Here is an 18,365-nt window from a genome sequence, read left to right as displayed (position 1 = left end):
GTCGACACGCCCGTTCTGCCACCCGGCGCCCCACAGGACGGCGCGCCGGGTGAATGCGGCACCGGCGAGACGTGTCAGCCGCCAGCCGGAATGCGGGAGATCACCTTGATCTCGAAGTCGAAGCCGGCCAGCCAGTTGACGCCGACCGCGCGGTCCAGGTCGGGTAGGGCGCTTGCGGGAAGGCCTCGCCCTTGGCCTCCATCACCGTCGGGAACTGGTTTTCCGGGTCGGTGTGGAAGCTCGTCACATCTACGACCCTCGAAGGTGCAACCGGCGGCCCCTCAGGACCGCTTCGAGGTTCTGGAAGGCCAGGTCTCGGCTGCGCGGCGCGCTCTATCACAATTTCGGCGACAAGAAGGGCCTCTTGGCTGCGGTGGTGGCGCAGGTCGACGGCGAGATGGCACGGCGCGCCCAGAACGCCGGTGCCGCCGCGCCGAGCGAATGGGAGGGGCTGCTGGCGGAAGGGTCGGCCTATATCGAGATGGCGCTCGACCCCGAGGTGCGCCGGATCGTCCTGCTGGACGGTCCGGCCTTCCCGGGCGACCGTCGCAATGGCCGAGCCAGAACGCCTGTCTCGACCTGACCAAGCAGGCGGTGGCCAAGCTGCTTACGGCCAAGGTCCTGAAACCTGTGGACGTGGAAGCCGCCGCCCGCCTCCTGAGCGGAGCCGCGCTCCATTCCGCCCTGTGGGTTGCCGCCAGGGATGATCCGCACGCCGTCCTGCCCAAGGCCGTCGAGGCGTTTCGCTTGATAGCGGCAGGCTTGCTGCGTAACGCAGCGGCGCGACGAGAGCGTCGCTGAGCCGGGCGGTCAGACTGCGCAGGGTTCGAACAGGCGCAGGACCGTCGAGACGAGGCTGAGCGCGGTGATGGCCGAGGTCTTGGGATTGTCCGGGGAGGGGTGGTTCTCGAAGCGCAGGAAGGCGTCCCCGGCCGCACCGCTGATGGCGATCTCGTGGGTGTTGCGCGCCACGGCGGGGTCGGCGATGACCTGCACCCGCGTGCGATCGAAGCCGGCGGCCAGCGCGATGGTCAGGCCGGCATTGAGGTTCTTCGGATAGAGCTTTGCCGCGTCGGGGGCGGTGCCCTCGAACAGGGTGACGGGCTGGGTACGGGCCTGATCCGCCAGATCGAGGGCGGCAAGTTCGCCGGCCCAGGCGGCGGGCGGCTTGCGGGACGTGTAGGTGACCGCGATGTCGCCGGTGAGCGCGGCCGCGGCGATGTAGTCGAGGCCGCCCACGGCGCCCGCGGGCAGGACCAGACGCGCGCCGCTGCGGGCGCAGGTTTCCCGGATCAGCGCCGCGACGTCCGGCGACTGCAGCGCGCCGACCGATGCGGGGACGACGGCGATGCCGTGTTCCAGGCATCGCGGCACCATCTGGGTGAAGGCCTCGGCCGAGGCAGCCTCGATGATGGCATCGGGCTGCCAGGCGATCAGTGCGTCGAGATCGGCGGCAAAGGCGATCCGCTCCGACGGCGCGACATCCGGCGGCGTGCGGGTCACCACCAGGATTCGGCAGTCCGGCTCGGCGGAGAGGCGCGCCGCGCAGGACCGTCCGGCCGCGCCATATCCGATGATGCCGATGCGCCGTGGGGCGTCGGTGGGTGTCTGCTCGGACATGCTCATCCCCGGTCGGCCGTGCCGCGCTCGTCCTTCAGGCGGCGCAGCGCGACGATCGACCGGTCGCGCCAGGCGACCTTATCCTGCAGTGCGTCCAGCGGGATCTTCCGGCGGGCATAATCGTCGAGGGCGGCGATGGATCTTGGCGTCACCACGTCGTCGAAGCCGAGCTCGTTGGCCATCTCGTTGAACAGGAAGCCGAAATTTTCCAGATATTGGGCAATGCCGCCCTTTGCGTTGAGATCGACGCCCTCGAAGGGGCCGAGAAACGCCCAGCGCAGGCCAAAACCCTGGCTGATGATCTTGTCGATGTCCTCGGCTGAGATCAAATCCTCGTTCAGGCAACGGAACATCTCCACGACCAGCGCCGCCTGCATGCGGTTGAGGACGAAGCTCGGAATCTCCCGCTTGATGCGCACCGGGGTCTGCCCGCAGGCCTCCATGAAGCGGAAGGTCTCGTCTGTGACATCGGCCCTGGTGAAGGGCGCCGGGCAGATCTCGGTCACCGGCAGGAGATGCGGCGGAGTGGCAGGATGGACGACGATGCAGCGATCGCGGCAGGCGAGGTCGGCGGCGAATTTCGATACCGGGAAGCTCGACGTCGTCGTGGCGAGGATTGCCTGCGGCTCGGCCAGCTGGTCGAGCTCGGCGAAGATCGCCACCTTGCTCTCGATCTTCTCGACGATGCATTCGTGGACGAAGTCAGCGCCGGCAACGGCGTCGGCCAAGGTCTCGTGGATCGTGATCCGCCCGGTGACGACGGCGACGGTTTCGCCCGGCCGCAGCAGGGCGTCGGAGACGGCGACGGCATCGGCGATCCGTTGGGGAAGTGTGGCGCGGCCCTCGGCATTGTGGTCGAAGATCGCGACCCGCAGGCCGCTGCGCGCATAGACAATCGCCCAAGAGGCGCCGATGATCCCGGCGCCGGCGATGGCGACTGTTTCAATGCTCATGGTGACGTCCGATCATCGTTTCGGCGAGTGCCAGGGGAGTGCTTTGCCGCAGGGCAGGGGTGGGCTCGCGGCGGGGTGCCGCAGCCGGGTGTTCAGAAATCGGGAACCCAACGCCGCGTCTGCTCGCTGTCGTCGTCGTAGCGGCCCTCGAAGATCGGCGAGGCGATGGTGGCGCGCACATGCAGGATGTCGTCGCCGATATTGCGGAATCCATGTCTGGAGCCGGCCGGGATGAGGACCGACTGGTTCGGCTTGGCGATGATCGTCTCGCTGCCGACATGTATTTCCGCTTGGCCGGCGAGCACTTCCAGCACTTCCTCGACGGCATGGTGATGGGTCGGGGCGCCGAGGCCAGGTTCGCACCATTGCTCGAAGATGCAGATTTGGTGGGCGCCGGTCACCGCGGAGACGCGCATCTGAGTCATGACGCCGTCGCGCCATTTCTCGAGGGCGCCGTCATTGTGGTCTTTGATCAGCATGACATTCCTGATTTCGTTGTCGGGTCCGACGACCGGCTTGGTGGAAGCTATGGACCCAGCCTGTCCATAACCGGTTGCGTGGAACCGCGCACGACTATTCCGGATCATCAGGTTGGCGTGGGGGTCTCGCTGCGCAACGCTAACGCCCGCGCCGTTCTCGGCGAAGAGCCATGCGGTCTGATGGCCGATCCGGGAACCGCCGCCAACGACGATGGCGACCTTGCCGGCGGGTGTCATGGCCGGTTCCTTTCAGTCATGGATGCGCCCGGCTCGGCGCAAGCGCTGTCGATGATGGGAGGCTCCCCGCCCATTCGGCGATCTCGCGGACGAAGACTTTCGTGCGGGAAACCGGGTAGAAATGGCCGCCATCGGCCAGCAGCCTCAGGTTTGCCGATGGTAAGGCCTCGGCCAGATCGCGCTGCAGGAAGGCGGGAACGATCATGTCGTCCTCGGCGCCGAAGACGAGCGTCGGCATGGTGAGCGCGGAGACTTCGGCGCTGCCGTCGAAGGCGAGCAGCGCGGCGAGGCGCTCGGCGACGACCTGCCTGGCCGCGTCGCCTGTCGGGGCCTTGGCAATCGCACGCTCATAGACCGTCCAGTGCGCCTCCAGCCAGGCGGGCGCATAGGAGATCAGCGTCGCGGTCGCGGTATAGGCGATAGGGTCATTGCGCAGCAGTTCCAGGCGAGCGGTGAATAATGCCCGCATGTAGCGGCTCGGGCGCAGCCAGGTCGCGCTGAGGCCCAGTCCGGCGACCCGCTCGGGCGCGCGCGCGGACAGGCTCTGGGCGATGCATCCTCCGGTCGAATGGCCGACGATGATCGCCCGGTCGATCTCGGCCGCATCGAGGACGGCGCGCAGATCGTCGGCGAGCAGGGCGATGTCGGTCTCGGCCCGCCCCCGCGTCGAGGCGGCGATTCCGCGCTGATCGAAGGTCAGGACCTCGAAACGGTCCCGAAGCCCTTCGACGACGGGATCCCAGAAGCCCGCCGTGCCGCCGAGACCGCTGACGAGGACAAGCGCCGGGCCAGAGCCCTCGCTGCGGGCGTTGAGAACGGCGCCGTCGGGTGTGGAAACGGTAAAGGCGATCATTGCAGCGGCGAAAAGACGGTCGGGGTCAGGGTTCGGGGCCCTGCCTCTCGATGCGACCGTCGACGCGTGAGAAGTAGGCCTGCCGTACGGGGACTGCGAGCATGGTCACTCGGCGCCGCCCGGTCCACAAGGCTGTCATAGCCCCAGATCGCGACGACGTGGTTTAGTTCGCCGATCTCCTTCGTGAAATAGCAGACGAAGGTGCCCAGATGATTTTTCTGCAGCCCGACGCCGTCATACCGATAACAGGCGACGAACTCGCCCACCTTGCCCGGCCCGATGTGGTTGTCACGTTCTTCGTTGATCATGGTCGGTCTTTCCGTTGTGTGCGTCCCCTCGCGCAATGCTGATTGTCGACTAGGCGGCTACGTGCCGCTGTCGCAGAGCGGCACTGAACTCCTGCTCGAGGTGTTCTCACCACGATACGAGCGATGCTCGACCATCGTCACCTCGAACTTGCCCTTCGAGGACGAATGAACGTCTTGCAATCGGAACGGCTGACCGATGCTCTGCTGGATTTCTTGACCGAACAAATGCACATCTACACGATGAACGGCGAGAGCTACCGGCTTCAATCGTTGGGTCGGAGCCGTCCCTCTGCACCCGAAAAAAGGGAGGAGCAAAAACTAGGCCGCCAGCGACGCCATCGACCCGCCGACGCGCGAAGAGGCCCAATCAGGGGGCTCCTTCGCGCCCGCCATCGCAGTTGCCTGGCTTCACTCCGCCCTACTTGCCTGATTTTGGTCCATCGTTGACAGGCTTCATTTCCTCGTCTTGAACCGATCTTAGAAGAAATGGAAGATGCCGCCTCGGGGCGACGGCTACGGCGCAGCTCGCCGTCTTCTACGGCAAGCGCTCTGCCCAGGCGATGCCGAAAATTGTTCAACAGCCCGCCACACATTGCATGACTGACACTCCCCCTCTTGGTGTCAGCTTGGAAAATTGTTATCCTCAACAATCTTCCAAATATCCTTGTTAATTTTGCCGATGACTTCGATCGATTTGGAAATATTCTGCATTTCGGCATCGTCCAGGTTTTCAACCTTTCCGTACTTTATGGCATCCTTCGTCTCAAAAATTCGCATCAACTGCGTGCTTGCGCGCGTGCCGGTTTCGTCAAACGAGTAAATGCAGTGGCTGTATTTGTTGCGCAATTTCCCTTGGCGCGTCAGCTGGTCGGTCACGGTCAACACCGCCTTGCGGCATTCGTCCGTTGTTTTCGACATCTTCGCCAGTCTTTCGACCAAATCGAGTCGGGCTCGGGTAGTATTTAAAGTCAGAAAAATGATGATGGCTGTTTCTTTGTCAACTTTCGCCAACCCTGCGATTAAATAGATCAACAAGCTTTCGGTATTGGTCCAAACATAGTTGAGTTGGCCCACTAGGAGGAGTATCTCCTGCAACTTTAGCGTCCCACGCCTGTCGGACTGTCTGAAACCGGTCTTTTCAATGTCCGTCACGACGGTCACGATACAGTGAGGCCGCCTCGGTTCTGTTATGGGCGCCCAATTTTGTGATGATGTTGTGAAGATGGATCTTCACCGTGTGTTCGGACAGATGGAGGTTGGAGGCGATCACTTTGTTCTGTAGACCGCGTGAAACCATCTCCAGTACCTGCGACTCCCGTTCAGTTAGATTATCAACTCGGCATGGACGAGCGGGGAGTGCCGCCGAAAGAGTAAAATTAGTCGCGGGAGGTGCAGCACTGGCGATCTTGTTGGAGACGAGGGACTGAAACATCGACGGAGGAAAGTATTCTCCTCCGCGGAGCATCAACCTGACGACGGACAACCAAACGTCCAGTTTGAGATCCATCGGCAGGACGCCCCGGATCGTTCTTGAGGCGAAAATCTCCGAGGCCGAGACGACATCCCTGCTATCGTTCTGCATGACAGCGATCAAGGCCGCTGGGTAAAGGCGTAACAGATCGTCGGCATGCGCCTCGAGGGCCGGCAGAAAAGCGATGTCGATCGCAATGAGGGGAACAGGGTCCTTTAAGGCGACGCAGGCCGCGCTGACAGTATGAAACTGCTCAACCGTGACGCCAAGAAACTCCCGCTCGAGGGCGTCAAGAAAACATGCTGGTACACGGTCGGGCGGCGCCACAAGCACAATTGTGCGGCGTGCCCACGTTTCCGTTCTGTCCCTCCTCGCCTTACCCGAAGCGTTTGACTCAGCCAACATTCCGACACCCATACACGCAGAGATTGAGAACCAGTTTTTTCGACCGAACTGCAACTTCTCTCAGACATTTCGACGGCTATTCAGCAACGTGTTGAGAAATAAACATAGCCCAAAATTGGACGGCAGGATATAGGCTATAAGGTCTATCAGGGACGCTAAACCTCTCATATCGTTGCGTCAGATGGGCGTCCGCTCCAGGAAATAGCCAGTGGCGCGAGTCTCGGCGGGCTAGCTCCAACTATCAGCTTATAATTTTCCCTTAACAGCTTCAGGATTTCCTTATTCCAGCAGGGAGCTGGGGGGAAATTGAGATTGCGAATGGCTGTAGGGCGACCGCACTTTTTGGGGCGGCGCAAAGCCAGTCTGCGCTCAGATCTGCCCCGTCCCTGAAGAGAGGGAGGCGCTGATCAATCTTACAGGTAGCAGTCGGATCTCCGGCCGTTAGTCCCCTGGGTTTCGGCGATCCATACCACCCACAATCTGAAACGCTGCGCACAACTCAAGACCACTTAAGAGATAACTGTGGTTCGGTTGTCGCGGCCTCCAATGAGGATACGACAATGACTGATAGGACTCAAAAATATCCTTTCGATCTCGAATTGGAGAGCGAAGCAGAAGCAGAAGCAGAAGCAGAAGCGAAAGCTGAGGCTGAAGCCGATGCCGATGCCGATGCCGATGCCGATGCCGATGCCGATGCCGATGCCGATGCCGATGCCGATAGTGAATCGGAGAGCAAAAGCGAAAGCGACAGCGATTCTGACAGCGAAAGCAATAGCGAAAGCAATAGCACAAGCGAAAATAGCAACGAAAACGATAACGATAACGACAACGATAACGATAACTACAACTATAACGAGAACAAAACGGATGTCGATGTAGAAGTCGAAGTCGGGATGGACCTGGAAGGCTGGGATCCGAGCGACGATGATTTTGCCGACATCGACATGAACGATGGCGCGCGGGTCGATAACCTGTTCGTCAATAAGGACGGTACCATCGACTACGATCCGGGCGACGACGTTTCGGTCGAAAATGTGCTGAACGGATCCCTGAACGGTGAAGGTAACGACACCGGGTTCGTGATCAATCAGAGCTCCAGGCTAGAAAACAACAACCGGCTGGAAAACGCCGAGATCAAGCCTGAAAACTTCACCCTGAACTTCGACGCTAAAGGCGGCACCGCGAAGTCCGGCGATGGCATTAATGCCGGCGGCGGTAGCGGCGGCTACGGCACGTCCTATAGCGGCGACGGCGGCGACACCAAGGCCATCGGCGGTGAAGTCGAGGGCGGAGAGCTTGAAGCCAAGCTGGAAGGCGGCGAGGCTGATGGCGGCGACGGCGGCAATGCCGGCGACATCGAGGACATCGACGGTACTGCAGAGGTCGATGTCGAGGGTGGCAACGGCGGCGACGGCGACGGCGACGGCGGCGACAGCGAAGGCGGCAACGGCGGCGACGATGCCGAATCCGAAGGCGGCGACGGCGGCAATGTCGATCTCGACGCTTACGCTGACGGCGGCGACGGCGGCGAGGACAATGACGGCGGCGACGTCGATACGGAGTCGGAAGGCGGTGATGCCGACGAAGCCAATGGCGGCGACAGCGAAGGCGGCGGAGGCGGCGACTCCGAGTCGGAAGCCGAGTCCGAGGCCGACGACGCCAGGGCGAACGGCGGTGACGGCGGTGACGACGCCGACGGCGGTAACGGCGGCGATGACAATGACGGCGGCGACATCGACGATATCGATGTCGACGGCGGCGATATCGACGACGTAGAAGTCGACGGCGGAGACGGCGGCGAAGCCGACGCAGATGCCGAGGCCGACGGCGGCAACGGCGGCGACGACAATGACGTGGAGCCGGAAGGCGGGGACTCCGAGCAGGAAGTCGAAGCCGAGGCTGAGACCGGCGACGCTGATGCCGGCGACGGCGGTGACGGTGACGAAGTCGAACTCGAGTTCGAAGACTTCGAAACCGGCGAAGCCGATGGCGGCGACGGCGACGATGGAGGAGACGTCGAAGAACTCGAGATCGACGTCGAAGACGTCGAGGCCGAGAACGACGGTGAAACCGGCAGAGGCGGCAATGCCGACGCCGAGCAGGAGAACGAAGACCTCGAAACCGGCGACGCCGACGGCGACGACGGCGGCGAGGGCGGTGACAGCGGTGACGCTGAAATCGAGCTCGAAGCCGAAGAACTCGAGGCCGGCGACTCTGATGCCGAAGATGCCGGTAACGGCGGTGAGGCCGAAGTCGACGTCGAAGCCGAAGAGTTGGAGACCGGTGACTCCGAGGCTGACAGCAATGGCGGCGGTGCGGCGGCATTTGATGTCGCGGTCGCGCTTTCCGACGATCCGTCAGAAGCCGCCGAAGGTAACCAGACCGTCGTCCCGGTCGCGGTTGCACTCAGCGAGAACGAGGCCGAGGGCGGCGACGGTGACGAAGCCGAAGCTGGCGACAGCGGAGAAATCGAGGTCGAGACCGAGGTCGACAATGAAGGCGGCGACGGTGGCGACAACGAAGCCGCAGATGGTGGCTCTATCGAGGTAGAGAGTAAAGTCGACGATACCGAGACCGGCGACGGCGGCGACGGCGGCGACGGCGGCGACGGCGGCGAAACCGGCGATGTCGAGGCTGAAAATGAACTCGATCTGGCTACCGGCGACGGCGGCGATATCGATGGCGATGCCGAAGTCGGTATCGAGAACGACCTCGAGGCAAACTCCGGCGACGGTGGCGACGGTGGCGACGGCGAAACCGGGAACAACCGGGTCAATGTCGGCAACACGAGCGCCGACGGCGGCAACGGCGGCGACTCCGAAACCGGCGACATCGGCGACACGATTGCGTCGGGTGCCGCCAGCACCGAGATGGGCGACAGCATCCTCGAAGCAAATGGCGGCGACGCCGATGCGGATGGTGGTGAAGCCGATGGCGGCGACGGCGGCGACGTCGGTGAGGTCGGTGCCAACGGCGGAGATGTCGGCGACCTCGATCTGGATGGCGGAAACGTCGACGCGGACGGCGGCAACGCCGAAGCCGATGGCGGCGATGGCGGCATAGCCGCATCGGTTGCCGGCGATGCCACGTCGACATCCGGCCCCGGTGGTAGCGCGAATGGCGGCGAAGCCGGCGCAGGCGGCCTATCGATCGGCGGCAACGCCGGAGATGCCGATGGCACGGGCGGTGACGTCTATGCCGACGGGGGCGCCGGCGGCGATATCGACGCCGACACCGGTGATGGCGGCGATGCCAATGGCGGTGATGTCGACGCCAACGGCGGTAATGCCGGGAACGGCGGTTACGGAGTGGGCTGGGGCGGCGATGCCGGCGACAGCTTGGGCTTCGGAAGCGGCGTTGGACACGTGGATGGTGGCGCCGGTGGCGCAGGCGGCCACGCTACTCTCGGCGACATGACAGGTGGCAACGCGATCGGCGGCAACGCCGAGCACGGCGCCGTGACTGCCGGCAACGGCGGAGCCACGGGCGGCGGCGGCCAAGTCTCCACCGGTGGTGGCGGCGCTGGCGGCGTTGGCACTTGGGGCTCCTCGGAGTACGGCGACGGAAATGTCGAAGGCCAAAGTGTTGCTTCGGCGGACGCGGTCATCTCACCCAACATGTTCAACATGGAGATCGTCCAAGGTGCCAATGTGCAGCCCAACTCCGTGGACATGACCGTGATCGGCGGCAATTACAGCAGCAGCAGCGTCGGGGACGACACCGACTACGCCTGACGACAGCCACCTGGTTTCGCGCGCACGCGAAACCAGCGACGAGACCGGACTGCGCGGGTTCACCCGCGCAGTCCTTTCAATCAGGAGATCGCCGCGCTGTCTCGCTCAGGTGCGTGGATGATCCCGTAGAGAAGGGGCGCGACTTCCATGGATATGGACAAGACTACCGAGGCCATTGCCCACTTCATCGGCTTGTTCGAAGTCATTTTGGATGAGACGCGCCTTCGCGAGGCTCACGACGAGTTCAACGCGCTTCGGGCGATGCACCAGGAAAACCCGGAGCTCGTGAACGTCAATGTAAAAGTTTCGGTCCCTTACCAGTTTGCCAGCTTTGACCCCCACATCTCTTATATGCCCAAGGCACCGGAACTCGTCCGGATCGAGGCCGGATCGCGTGTCGACCTGCTCCCTCCCGACGTTCCATCCAGCTTCGAACATGAGTACATATCTCGAGACTCCCTGCCTCCGCCTGTGCCCATTGCGAATGATGTGCCGATCGGGCAGTCCTCGCGCCTCGTGCTGCCTCAGGTCGAGCCGGCCGGTTCAGTGGCAATATTGATCAACCAGAAATCCTATCTCCAGAACAACGACTACGTATCCGTCGGCGGACACGGCTTGACCTTCGCGCCGGAGAGCAACAACGCCGCCGCCCTGGCGGGGCTAGTTGCCGCAGCCGAGGGACTGGATCCTGTCCACGGGCTGCAGGCCCCGAGCTCACTTGAAGACCTGAAAGACTTCGTTACCACGGTTACTGCGAGTCTGAAGGCGCATGTCACGGAAAGCGGCGACGGCGCCGATGTCTTCACGCTCCACAGCCATGTCATCGAAGGCATCTACGTGAGCGGTTCGTTGGTTGCGGAAGCGCCCGTCCTCGCCCACTATTTATCGGAAGACGACGAGGAAGATCTCGAGGAAGAGGGGTCGAAGAGCAACAACTCCGCCACAGTATTGGGCGATAGCACTCAAGTGCAAACAGGCGATTCCGAACAATCGACTGATTTCAAGGCGTCGGTGACGCTGGAGACAGGTGGCAACGCCCTCGTCAATACCGTAGATATCGTGAACAATTGGCTTGTATCCCCGGTGTTCGCGGTGATTGGCGACAGCTTCGAGATCAACGCGGTGGTCCAGATCAATGTCTGGAGCGACAACGACTTGGTCAGTGCGTCGATCGGCGGCTGGTCGCTGGTGAGCGACAATCCGACCGAGGCCCTGAACATCGCCGCGTTCAAGCGCACCGATCCTTCCATGGAGGACGAGGGTGCGCCGGCGCCGACGGGAGACTTCCCTAAGCATTGGGTCGTGACCGAGTTGAAGGGGGACTTGCTCATCCTCAACTGGATTGAGCAATTCGCCTTCATGATGGACGAGGACGTCGCCGTGCTGTCCGCTTCAGGCATCACAATGTCTGTGCTCACGGGCGGCAACGCCCAGGCGAATGCCGTTTCAATCTTCGAACTCGGCTATAATTACGACCTCATCATCGTCGGCGGATCGGTATACGACGCTAACATCATCCACCAGATGAACGTCCTTTTCGACAACGATGTCATTGGTGCGGTCGCCGGTTTCCAAACGAGCGGAGAAGGATCCGTCGCGTCTTCGAACGGCAACCTGCTGTGGAACCAGGCCGAGATCCACAATATTGGAGGTGCAGCGCGGTTCGAAACTTTGCCGGAGCATTACCGAAAGACGGCTGAGAACCTTGAGAAGGGCGAGAAGCTGGTCGAAGAAGGCGTCTTGAAAGACGCAGATTTTCTAGGGGTCGGCGTCCTAAAGGTTCTCTACATCTCCGGCGACTATCTCAACGTGAACTATGTCAAGCAGACCACCGTTCTGGGCGACGGCGATCACGTGGCACTCGCCATGGACGCCTTGAACGGGACCCCTGACGCGATATGGGATGTCTCGTTGGGAAGCAACAATCTGGTCAACATGGCCAGCATCACCGACGTCGATGCTCTCGGCAAAACCTATGTGGGCGGCGAGCAATATTCGGACGAAATCCTGATACAAGCCGAGCTTATTTCGAGCGACCCGCATCTTGGCGGTCAAGATCCCGACGTGCTGGTCAACGAAGCGATTGCCTTCCTCGACGACGATCTTGCAGGCCCCGAGGACGGATTAGAGATACCGCAGAGTTCGTTGGCGCCCGATTCCTCACAGGCTGATGTCATGCAGTCGATGCTTGCCTGATCCGGAAGCGGGAGAAGATCATGACCGACGACCGCGACCAGTCTTGGCCAGCACCCGGCGAGGGGGAGGTCGACTTCTCCGAGCCCGAGAACGATCGGCGCGCTCCGATGCCCAGACAGACGCTGTCTCAGGCTATGCAGCGCCACGACAAGGCGATCGATAGTTCAATCGAGCGTATCGACAGGATGCTTGCGGAGCTTCTTGAAGCGGCGGAGGACTCTTCGATCGAGACAATGTCGTTCGAGGGGGACGGCTGGCGTCCGAGGAACAGGGCTACCGGTGACGCCCGCGCTTCCATGCTGGAAAGCAAGTCATTCATGGCGACGGAACTATTGGAACACGGCCCGCCCGCCGGGGTTGATGGTCGAAGGCAGGCGCCGAAGTCACTTTACCCGACGACGTTGCCTGAGCCTGCGGCTACGGCCAAGTCTATGGCCATCGAACCGCGACCTGAGGTTGGCTTGGCACGCACCGACCCGATCAATCCCCTGGGATCGCAGCCAGACCAGGCACCGCGGCACGAGCGTGAAAAGCCGGGCGCCAACCCACCGGCGCAAGCCAGGACGTCAACTGCAACGGCCCAGGCGGCCACGTCGAGACCTGAGGCCGGCCCGGCACGCACCGACCCGATCAAGCCCCTGGGATCGCAGCCAGACCAGGCACCGCGGCACGAGCGTGAAAAGCCGGGCGCCAACCCGCCTGCGCAAGCCAGGCCGTCAACTGCAACGGCTCAGGCGGCCACGTCGCGACCTGAGGCCGGCCCGGCACGCACCGACCCGATCAAGCCCCTGGGATCGCAGCCAGACCAGGCACCGCGGCACGAGCGTGAAAAGCCGGTCGCCAACCCACCGGCGCAAGCCAGGCCGTCAACTGCAACGGCTCAGGCGGCCACGTCGCGACCTGAGGCCGGCCCGGCACGCACCGACCCGATCAAGCCCCTGGGATCGCAGCCAGACCAGGCACCGCGGCACGAGCGTGAAAAGCCGGTCGCCAACCCACCGGCGCAAGCCAGGCCGTCAACTGCAACGGCTCAGGCGGCCACGTCGCGACCTGAGGCCGGCCCGGCACGCACCGACCCGATCAATCCCCTGGGATCGCAGCCAGACCAGGCACCGCGGCACGAGCGTGAAAATCCGGTCGCCAACCCGCCGGCGCAAGCCAGGCCGTCAACTGCAACGGCGCAGGCGGCCACGTCGCGACCTGAGGCCGACCCGGCACGCACCGACCCGATCAAGCCCCTGGGATCGCAGCCAGACCAGGCACCGCGGCACGAGCGTGAAAATCCGGTCGCCAACCCGCCGGCGCAAGCCAGGCCGTCAACTGCAACGGCTCAGGCGGCCACGTCGCGACCTGAGGCCGGCCCGGCACGCACCGACCCGATCAAGCCCCTGGGATCGCAGCCAGACCAGGCACCGCGGCACGAGCGTGAAAAGCCGGTCGCCAACCCGCCGGCGCAAGCCAGGCCGTCAACTGCAACGGCGCAGGCGGCCACGTCGCGACCTGAGGCCGGCCCGGCACGCACCGACCCGATCAAGCCCCTGGGATCGCAGCCAGACCAGGCACCGCGGCACGAGCGTGAAAAGCCGGTCGCCAACCCGCCGGCGCAAGCCAGGCCGTCAACTGCAACGGCGCAGGCGGCCACGTCGCGACCTGAGGCCGGCCCGGCACGCACCGACCCGATCAAGCCCCTGGGATCGCAGCCAGACCAGGCACCGCGGCACGAGCGTGAAAAGCCGGTCGCCAACCCGCCGGCGCAAGCCAGGCCGTCAACTGCAACGGCGCAGGCGGCCACGTCGCGACCTGAGGCCGGCCCGGCACGCACCGACCCGATCAAGCCCCTGGGATCGCAGCCAGACCAGGCACCGCGGCACGAGCGTGAAAAGCCGGTCGCCAACCCGCCGGCGCAAGGCAAACCGTCAACTGCAACAGCGCAGGCGGCCACGCCGAAGGCGCAGGCTTCCCGCGAGCCGGAAGCGCGCGTTGCCGAACCGGCTGTTCCGGAAATGAAGGCCTCACCCGCTAGCCCTGAAGGCATGGTGACCATCGATGGCGCTACCGGCCCGGTGCAAGCCCGAGAGTTGCCCGGCGGCAAAGGCCCGGTCGGAGTCGACAAGGGTGGCGGTGGCGGTGGCGGTGGTGGTGGCGGTGTTTTTCACAAGCGGCTCGGCCCGATCGACTTCTCGTCCTCGCTGAAACTGGCCTTTCAGGCGGTCCGAAAAAATCTGCTGGTTGTGATGATCTTCACCGTCGCCAGCAACATCCTCGTGCTGGCGATACCCGTTTATCTGTTTCAGATCTCGGATCGGGTGCTCACCAGCCGATCGGTTGACACACTGATCATGCTGACCGTGGTGATTGTCGGCGCGGTGATCCTGCAGGCAATGTTCGACGCCATACGCCGCTTTATCCTGATGCGCACTGCGGTCGAGGTCGCTGCACAGCTCGGAGCGCCGATCCTGAGTGCGGCGGCTCGCGCCTCCCTGCATGGAAACGGCCGAGAATATCAGACGTTAGCCGATCTGGGTCAGGTCCGTTCCTTCCTGGTTTCAGGTACTCTGCTGGCGTTTCTAGACGCGCCGATCGCGCCGCTTTTCATCCTCGCCATCTTTCTGATCCACCCGCATCTCGGCTCTATCGTCGTATTTTCCGCGCTATTGCTCTTGGTGATCACCCTAATCAACCAGCGTATTACCGCACGGCCGTTCGGCGAGGCCAATGTCCATCAAAGCAAGGCCAACCTGCATCTGGATTCCATGTCGCGTAACTCGCAGATCATCAATGCCCTTGCGATGATCCCCGAAGCAGTTGGCATTTGGGGTAAGGACACCGCCAACTCGTTGAAGGCGCAAGTTATCGCCCAGGACCGCAACGTCGTATCCGCAGCTTTCTCCAAAGCGGCTCGGCTTTTGACCCAGGTCTCCATGCTCGGTTGGGGCGCATATCTCGCCATCGATGGCCACATCACCGGCGGCATGGTCATCGCCGCGTCGATTATCGCGGGGCGGGCGTTGGCGCCGATCGAAGGCGCGATCGAAGGCTGGAATCAGTTTATTCAGTCTCGCGCTGCGTATGGGCGCATCTCGGCGCTGCTAATGGCCTCGCCGCTTAACTTCGAGCGCTTGAACCTGCCTCGTCCCGAGGGACGGCTCGACGTCGAGAGGCTCTTGTTCGTGCCGCAAGGAACCAAGAGAGTGGTCCTCAACGGCATTAGCTTCTCCCTTGTCCCGGGAGATTCGCTTGCCATTATAGGCAACTCCGGAGCCGGCAAGACCACTCTGGGCAAGATGCTGGTCGGATCCATCCTGCCCACGTCGGGCAGCGTGCGGCTCGACCTGATGGATCTGCGCAACTGGGACCAGCGACAATTTGGCGAGAATATAGGCTATCTGCCGCAGGATGTGCAGCTCTTCCCCGGTTCGATCAAAGCAAATATCGCTCGAATGCGCGATGACGCGACCGACGCGGAGATATACGAAGCTGCCCGGCTCGCCGACGTGCACGAGATGATCGCCTCGCTGGCGCAAGGTTACGAGACACTTGTGGCGGCCGACGGGGCGCCTTTGTCGGGCGGACAGAAGCAGCGGATCGCACTCGCCCGTGCCTTCTTCGGAAATCCTCGGCTAGTGGTGCTCGACGAGCCGAATTCCAATCTCGACGCCTTTGGCGACGCAGCTCTCGCGCGCGCGCTCAAGCACGCCAAGGACGAGAAGATAACCGTGATAACCATCACGCAACGACCCTCGCTTTTGAAGATCGTCGACAAGATTCTTCTGCTCACCAACGGAACAATCTCAATGTTCGGTGTTCGCCAGGACGTACTGAAGGCGCTGGCGGCTGGTGGGCACGGCCTCGAAGGCGGCCCAATCAGCAACCAGATCCAGTAGAGGGGTGAGCGAAGATGAACGATATCGCCAAGGTTCATGACATCCAGTGGTATTCGGAAGTCCCCCGCTCAATCTGGAAGCAGACGACGGCGGGCCTTCTCCTCCTGACAGTCAGCTTCGGCGGCTTCAGCACCTGGGCGTTTACAGCGCCGTTGGCGGCGGCAGTAATCGCTCAGGGCACCTTCGTCGCGACCGGCCAGAACAAGATAATTCAGCACCTCGAGGGCGGCATCATTAAAGATCTTCTGGTCAGCGAGGGCGACCACGTCCAGCTTGAGCAGCCGCTTCTGAGGCTAGACGAAACAATGGCTCTCGCCAATGAGCGGAAGCTATTTCTGCGCCAGGCCCGCCTCGAGGCGATCGTGGCGCGCCTCACCGCCGAGGTGCGAGGCTATGAGGAGATCCGGTTTCCTGCGATGGTAATCGACAGCCGCTTCGATCCCGACATCGCGCCGATCGTGGAAAGCCAGGAAATGAACTTTGAAGCTTCGCGAACCAAGCTTGCCAATGAGCTTGGACTGATCGAGCAGAATATCGAATCGCTCAACTTTCGCGCTGAGGGATACGACCAGCAGTTGATTTCTCTTCGCCGTCAGTTGGTGCTCCTTCAGGAGGAATACGAAGGCAAGAAGGTGCTCCTAGACAAGGGGCTGATCCGCGGGACGGAAATAAAAGCCATTCAGCGCGCTATGGCGGATGCGGACGGACAGATTGGCAAATTGTCCTCCGAGATCGATGAGATCGGATCGCAGGTCAGGAAGCACGAACAGCAGATGGTCCATAGCCGTAACGCTTATGCGCAGGCTGCGCTTGACGAGTTGCAAGGGATTGAAGCCGAACTGGACAGCGTAAGGGAGAGCACTCGAGAGGCGGGAAATGTACTGCGCCGCGCGACGATACACGCTCCGGTAAGCGGAACGGTCGTTCGGATGTATTACCACACCTCTGGCGGCGTTATTGAAAGCGGAAAGAGTATTATGGAGATATTACCAGCCAATGTTCCGCTCATCATCGAAACACAGGTTCCTCGAAACGAGATAGACAATGTGAAGGTGGGACAGAAAGCTACAGTGAGGCTGGTCGCGCTTAACCAGCGCACCACGCCTGTTCTCGACGGACACGTCTATTACGTTTCGGCGGATTCGTTGCCTGATGGAACCGATGGCGGCCGCGAAGTTTATCTGGCACGCGTCAATCTTCCGGCCAGCGAACTGGCGCGGGTTCCGGGCTTTGCGCCAACGCCTGGAATGCCCGCGGAAGTGCTCATTCAGACGGCGGAACGTACGTTTTTCAATTATCTCTCCAAGCCGATCACCGACAGTATGGCGCGCGCTTTCATGGAACGCTGATGCAGGATTTATTGCTGCCACTCTTGCTATGCCGCCGCGAAAACGGTCGATATGGGTTGTCTAGCAGCCTGTCGGACTTAGCGCACGCGAGGGATATCGATTAGAATCGAGAGATTGATTCTCCAGCCGTATGACCGGTTCTGCGATGAGCAATTTTCGAATGGTAGATCGTACAACGGGATTTTTGCTGCCGCCTTCGGTGGATGAGTGGCTTCCCGAGCGGCATCTTGCCCGTTTTGTTGTCGAGGTTATCGAAGGGCTGGACCTGCGGACGATGAGTGGCAGCTATCGCGGGTCCGGTTCGGCGTCTTATCATCCGAAGGTTTTGCTTGGTCTTCTGGTTTACGGCTATGCGACGGGCGTTTTGTCGAGCCGCAAGCTTGAACGTGCGACGTATGACTCGGTGGCTTTCCGGTTTATCGCGGCGAATGATCATCCCGATCACGATAAGATTGCCGCGTTTCGGCGGCGATTTCTCGAGGAGATCAAGGGCCTGTTTGAGCAGGTGCTGCTGCTGGCGCGCGAGATGGGCGTTCTGAAGCTGGGCACGGTTGCGCTTGACGGGACGAAGATCCACGCCAACGCCNGATTGCCGCGTTTCGGCGGCGATTTCTCGAGGAGATCAAGGGCCTGTTTGAGCAGGTGCTGCTGCTGGCGCGCGAGATGGGCGTTCTGAAGCTGGGCACGGTTGCGCTTGACGGGACGAAGATCCACGCCAATGCCAGCCGGCACAGCGCGCTTTCCTATGAGCATGCCGGCAAGATCGAAGCGCAGCTGAAGGCGGAGGTGGGCGAACTGATGGCCAGGGCCGAAGCTGCGGATCAGGCCGATCTTCCCGATGGCTTTTCGATCCCCGATGAACTTGCGCGGCGGGAA

Annotated in this window: 13 protein-coding genes and 4 pseudogenes; 9 read left to right on the top strand and 8 right to left on the bottom strand. The window is 62.3% G+C overall.

Annotated elements, in window-relative coordinates:
* Nucleotides 1-74: 74 nt before the first annotated feature.
* Nucleotides 75-312 (bottom strand): annotated as a pseudogene (locus VQ042_RS06635) (Rid family hydrolase); the annotation flags it as partial.
* A 10-nt stretch (nucleotides 313-322) separates the two neighbouring features.
* On the opposite strand from VQ042_RS06635, the pseudogene VQ042_RS06630 reads away from it, so the two are divergent.
* Nucleotides 323-801 (top strand): annotated as a pseudogene (locus VQ042_RS06630) (TetR/AcrR family transcriptional regulator); the annotation flags it as partial.
* A 9-nt stretch (nucleotides 802-810) separates the two neighbouring features.
* Here VQ042_RS06630 and VQ042_RS06625 read toward each other — a convergent pair.
* The 5 genes from VQ042_RS06625 to VQ042_RS06605 all read right to left on the bottom strand — a co-directional run bounded on the left by VQ042_RS06625 (nucleotide 811) and on the right by VQ042_RS06605 (nucleotide 4,450).
* Nucleotides 811-1,620, bottom strand: coding sequence for an aspartate dehydrogenase (locus tag VQ042_RS06625; protein ID WP_331816813.1), 810 nt, complete (start codon nucleotides 1,618-1,620; stop codon nucleotides 811-813).
* Between the two features lie 2 nt (nucleotides 1,621-1,622).
* On the bottom strand, nucleotides 1,623-2,573 hold the full coding sequence (locus tag VQ042_RS06620) for a 3-hydroxyacyl-CoA dehydrogenase (RefSeq protein WP_331816812.1): 951 nt from the start codon (nucleotides 2,571-2,573) through the stop codon (nucleotides 1,623-1,625).
* A gap of 92 nt (nucleotides 2,574-2,665) precedes the next feature.
* Nucleotides 2,666-3,289: a cupin domain-containing protein gene (locus VQ042_RS06615; protein WP_331816811.1), complete on the bottom strand. Its 624-nt coding sequence runs from the start codon at nucleotides 3,287-3,289 to the stop codon at nucleotides 2,666-2,668.
* Nucleotides 3,290-3,305: 16 nt separating this feature from the next.
* Nucleotides 3,306-4,142, bottom strand: coding sequence for an alpha/beta fold hydrolase (locus VQ042_RS06610; protein ID WP_331816810.1), 837 nt, complete (start codon nucleotides 4,140-4,142; stop codon nucleotides 3,306-3,308).
* Nucleotides 4,139-4,450: an NIPSNAP family protein gene (locus tag VQ042_RS06605; RefSeq protein ID WP_331816809.1), complete on the bottom strand. Its 312-nt coding sequence runs from the start codon at nucleotides 4,448-4,450 to the stop codon at nucleotides 4,139-4,141. Before VQ042_RS06605 ends, VQ042_RS06610 begins: the two co-directional genes overlap by 4 nt.
* Nucleotides 4,451-4,511: 61 nt before the next feature.
* Between VQ042_RS06605 and VQ042_RS06600 the strand changes: the two genes are divergently transcribed.
* Nucleotides 4,512-4,619 (top strand): ATP-binding protein, encoded by a 108-nt coding sequence (locus VQ042_RS06600; RefSeq protein ID WP_331816808.1) that lies wholly within the window; start codon nucleotides 4,512-4,514, stop codon nucleotides 4,617-4,619.
* Complete coding sequence (locus tag VQ042_RS25945) at nucleotides 4,574-4,897, top strand: ATP-binding protein (protein WP_442880048.1); 324 nt, start codon at nucleotides 4,574-4,576, stop codon at nucleotides 4,895-4,897. Before VQ042_RS06600 ends, VQ042_RS25945 begins: the two co-directional genes overlap by 46 nt.
* 174 nt (nucleotides 4,898-5,071) lie before the next feature.
* On the opposite strand, the gene VQ042_RS06595 is transcribed toward VQ042_RS25945, so the two are convergent.
* Nucleotides 5,072-5,524, bottom strand: coding sequence for a hypothetical protein (locus VQ042_RS06595; RefSeq protein WP_331816806.1), 453 nt, complete (start codon nucleotides 5,522-5,524; stop codon nucleotides 5,072-5,074).
* Between the two features lie 64 nt (nucleotides 5,525-5,588).
* Nucleotides 5,589-6,248: a helix-turn-helix transcriptional regulator gene (locus tag VQ042_RS06590; protein ID WP_331816804.1), complete on the bottom strand. Its 660-nt coding sequence runs from the start codon at nucleotides 6,246-6,248 to the stop codon at nucleotides 5,589-5,591.
* 638 nt (nucleotides 6,249-6,886) lie between these two features.
* On the opposite strand from VQ042_RS06590, the gene VQ042_RS06585 reads away from it, so the two are divergent.
* The 6 genes and pseudogenes from VQ042_RS06585 to VQ042_RS06560 form a co-directional block, all read left to right on the top strand.
* A complete protein-coding gene (locus VQ042_RS06585) occupies nucleotides 6,887-10,060 on the top strand; it encodes a hypothetical protein (protein WP_331816803.1) in 3,174 nt (1,057 codons plus the stop codon).
* A 147-nt stretch (nucleotides 10,061-10,207) separates the two neighbouring features.
* Nucleotides 10,208-12,256 carry a type I secretion protein gene (locus tag VQ042_RS06580; RefSeq protein WP_331816802.1) on the top strand — a complete coding sequence of 683 codons (2,049 nt, stop codon included), beginning with the start codon at nucleotides 10,208-10,210 and terminating at the stop codon, nucleotides 12,254-12,256.
* 1,679 nt (nucleotides 12,257-13,935) lie between these two features.
* Nucleotides 13,936-16,140: a type I secretion system permease/ATPase gene (locus VQ042_RS06575; protein WP_442880051.1), complete on the top strand. Its 2,205-nt coding sequence runs from the start codon at nucleotides 13,936-13,938 to the stop codon at nucleotides 16,138-16,140.
* Between the two features lie 14 nt (nucleotides 16,141-16,154).
* Complete coding sequence (locus tag VQ042_RS06570; RefSeq protein ID WP_331816801.1) at nucleotides 16,155-17,489, top strand: HlyD family type I secretion periplasmic adaptor subunit; 1,335 nt, start codon at nucleotides 16,155-16,157, stop codon at nucleotides 17,487-17,489.
* 145 nt (nucleotides 17,490-17,634) lie between these two features.
* Nucleotides 17,635-18,075 (top strand): annotated as a pseudogene (locus VQ042_RS06565) (transposase); the annotation flags it as partial.
* A 125-nt stretch (nucleotides 18,076-18,200) separates the two neighbouring features.
* Nucleotides 18,201-18,365, top strand: a pseudogene (locus tag VQ042_RS06560) (IS5/IS1182 family transposase); the annotation flags it as partial.

Origin of the sequence: Aurantimonas sp. A2-1-M11 (genome assembly GCF_036549475.1) — a bacterium.
Lineage (GTDB): Bacteria > Pseudomonadota > Alphaproteobacteria > Rhizobiales > Rhizobiaceae > Aurantimonas.
The sequence above is the reverse complement of the archived record's forward strand: the minus strand, read 5'-3'. Positions and strand labels throughout refer to the sequence as shown.

Bases quoted from the DNA above. Each gene is read 5' to 3' on its own strand.
- VQ042_RS06605 (WP_331816809.1), bottom strand. From the start codon at position 4,450: ATGATCAACGAAGAACGTGACAACCACATCGGGCCGGGCAAGGTGGGC.
- VQ042_RS06610 (WP_331816810.1), bottom strand. From the start codon at position 4,142: ATGATCGCCTTTACCGTTTCCACACCCGACGGCGCCGTTCTCAACGCC.
- VQ042_RS06570 (WP_331816801.1), top strand. From the start codon at position 16,155: ATGAACGATATCGCCAAGGTTCATGACATCCAGTGGTATTCGGAAGTC.
- VQ042_RS06620 (WP_331816812.1), bottom strand. From the start codon at position 2,573: ATGAGCATTGAAACAGTCGCCATCGCCGGCGCCGGGATCATCGGCGCC.
- VQ042_RS06585 (WP_331816803.1), top strand. From the start codon at position 6,887: ATGACTGATAGGACTCAAAAATATCCTTTCGATCTCGAATTGGAGAGC.
- VQ042_RS25945 (WP_442880048.1), top strand. From the start codon at position 4,574: ATGCTCGACCATCGTCACCTCGAACTTGCCCTTCGAGGACGAATGAAC.
- VQ042_RS06625 (WP_331816813.1), bottom strand. From the start codon at position 1,620: ATGTCCGAGCAGACACCCACCGACGCCCCACGGCGCATCGGCATCATC.
- VQ042_RS06615 (WP_331816811.1), bottom strand. From the start codon at position 3,289: ATGACACCCGCCGGCAAGGTCGCCATCGTCGTTGGCGGCGGTTCCCGG.
- VQ042_RS06580 (WP_331816802.1), top strand. From the start codon at position 10,208: ATGGATATGGACAAGACTACCGAGGCCATTGCCCACTTCATCGGCTTG.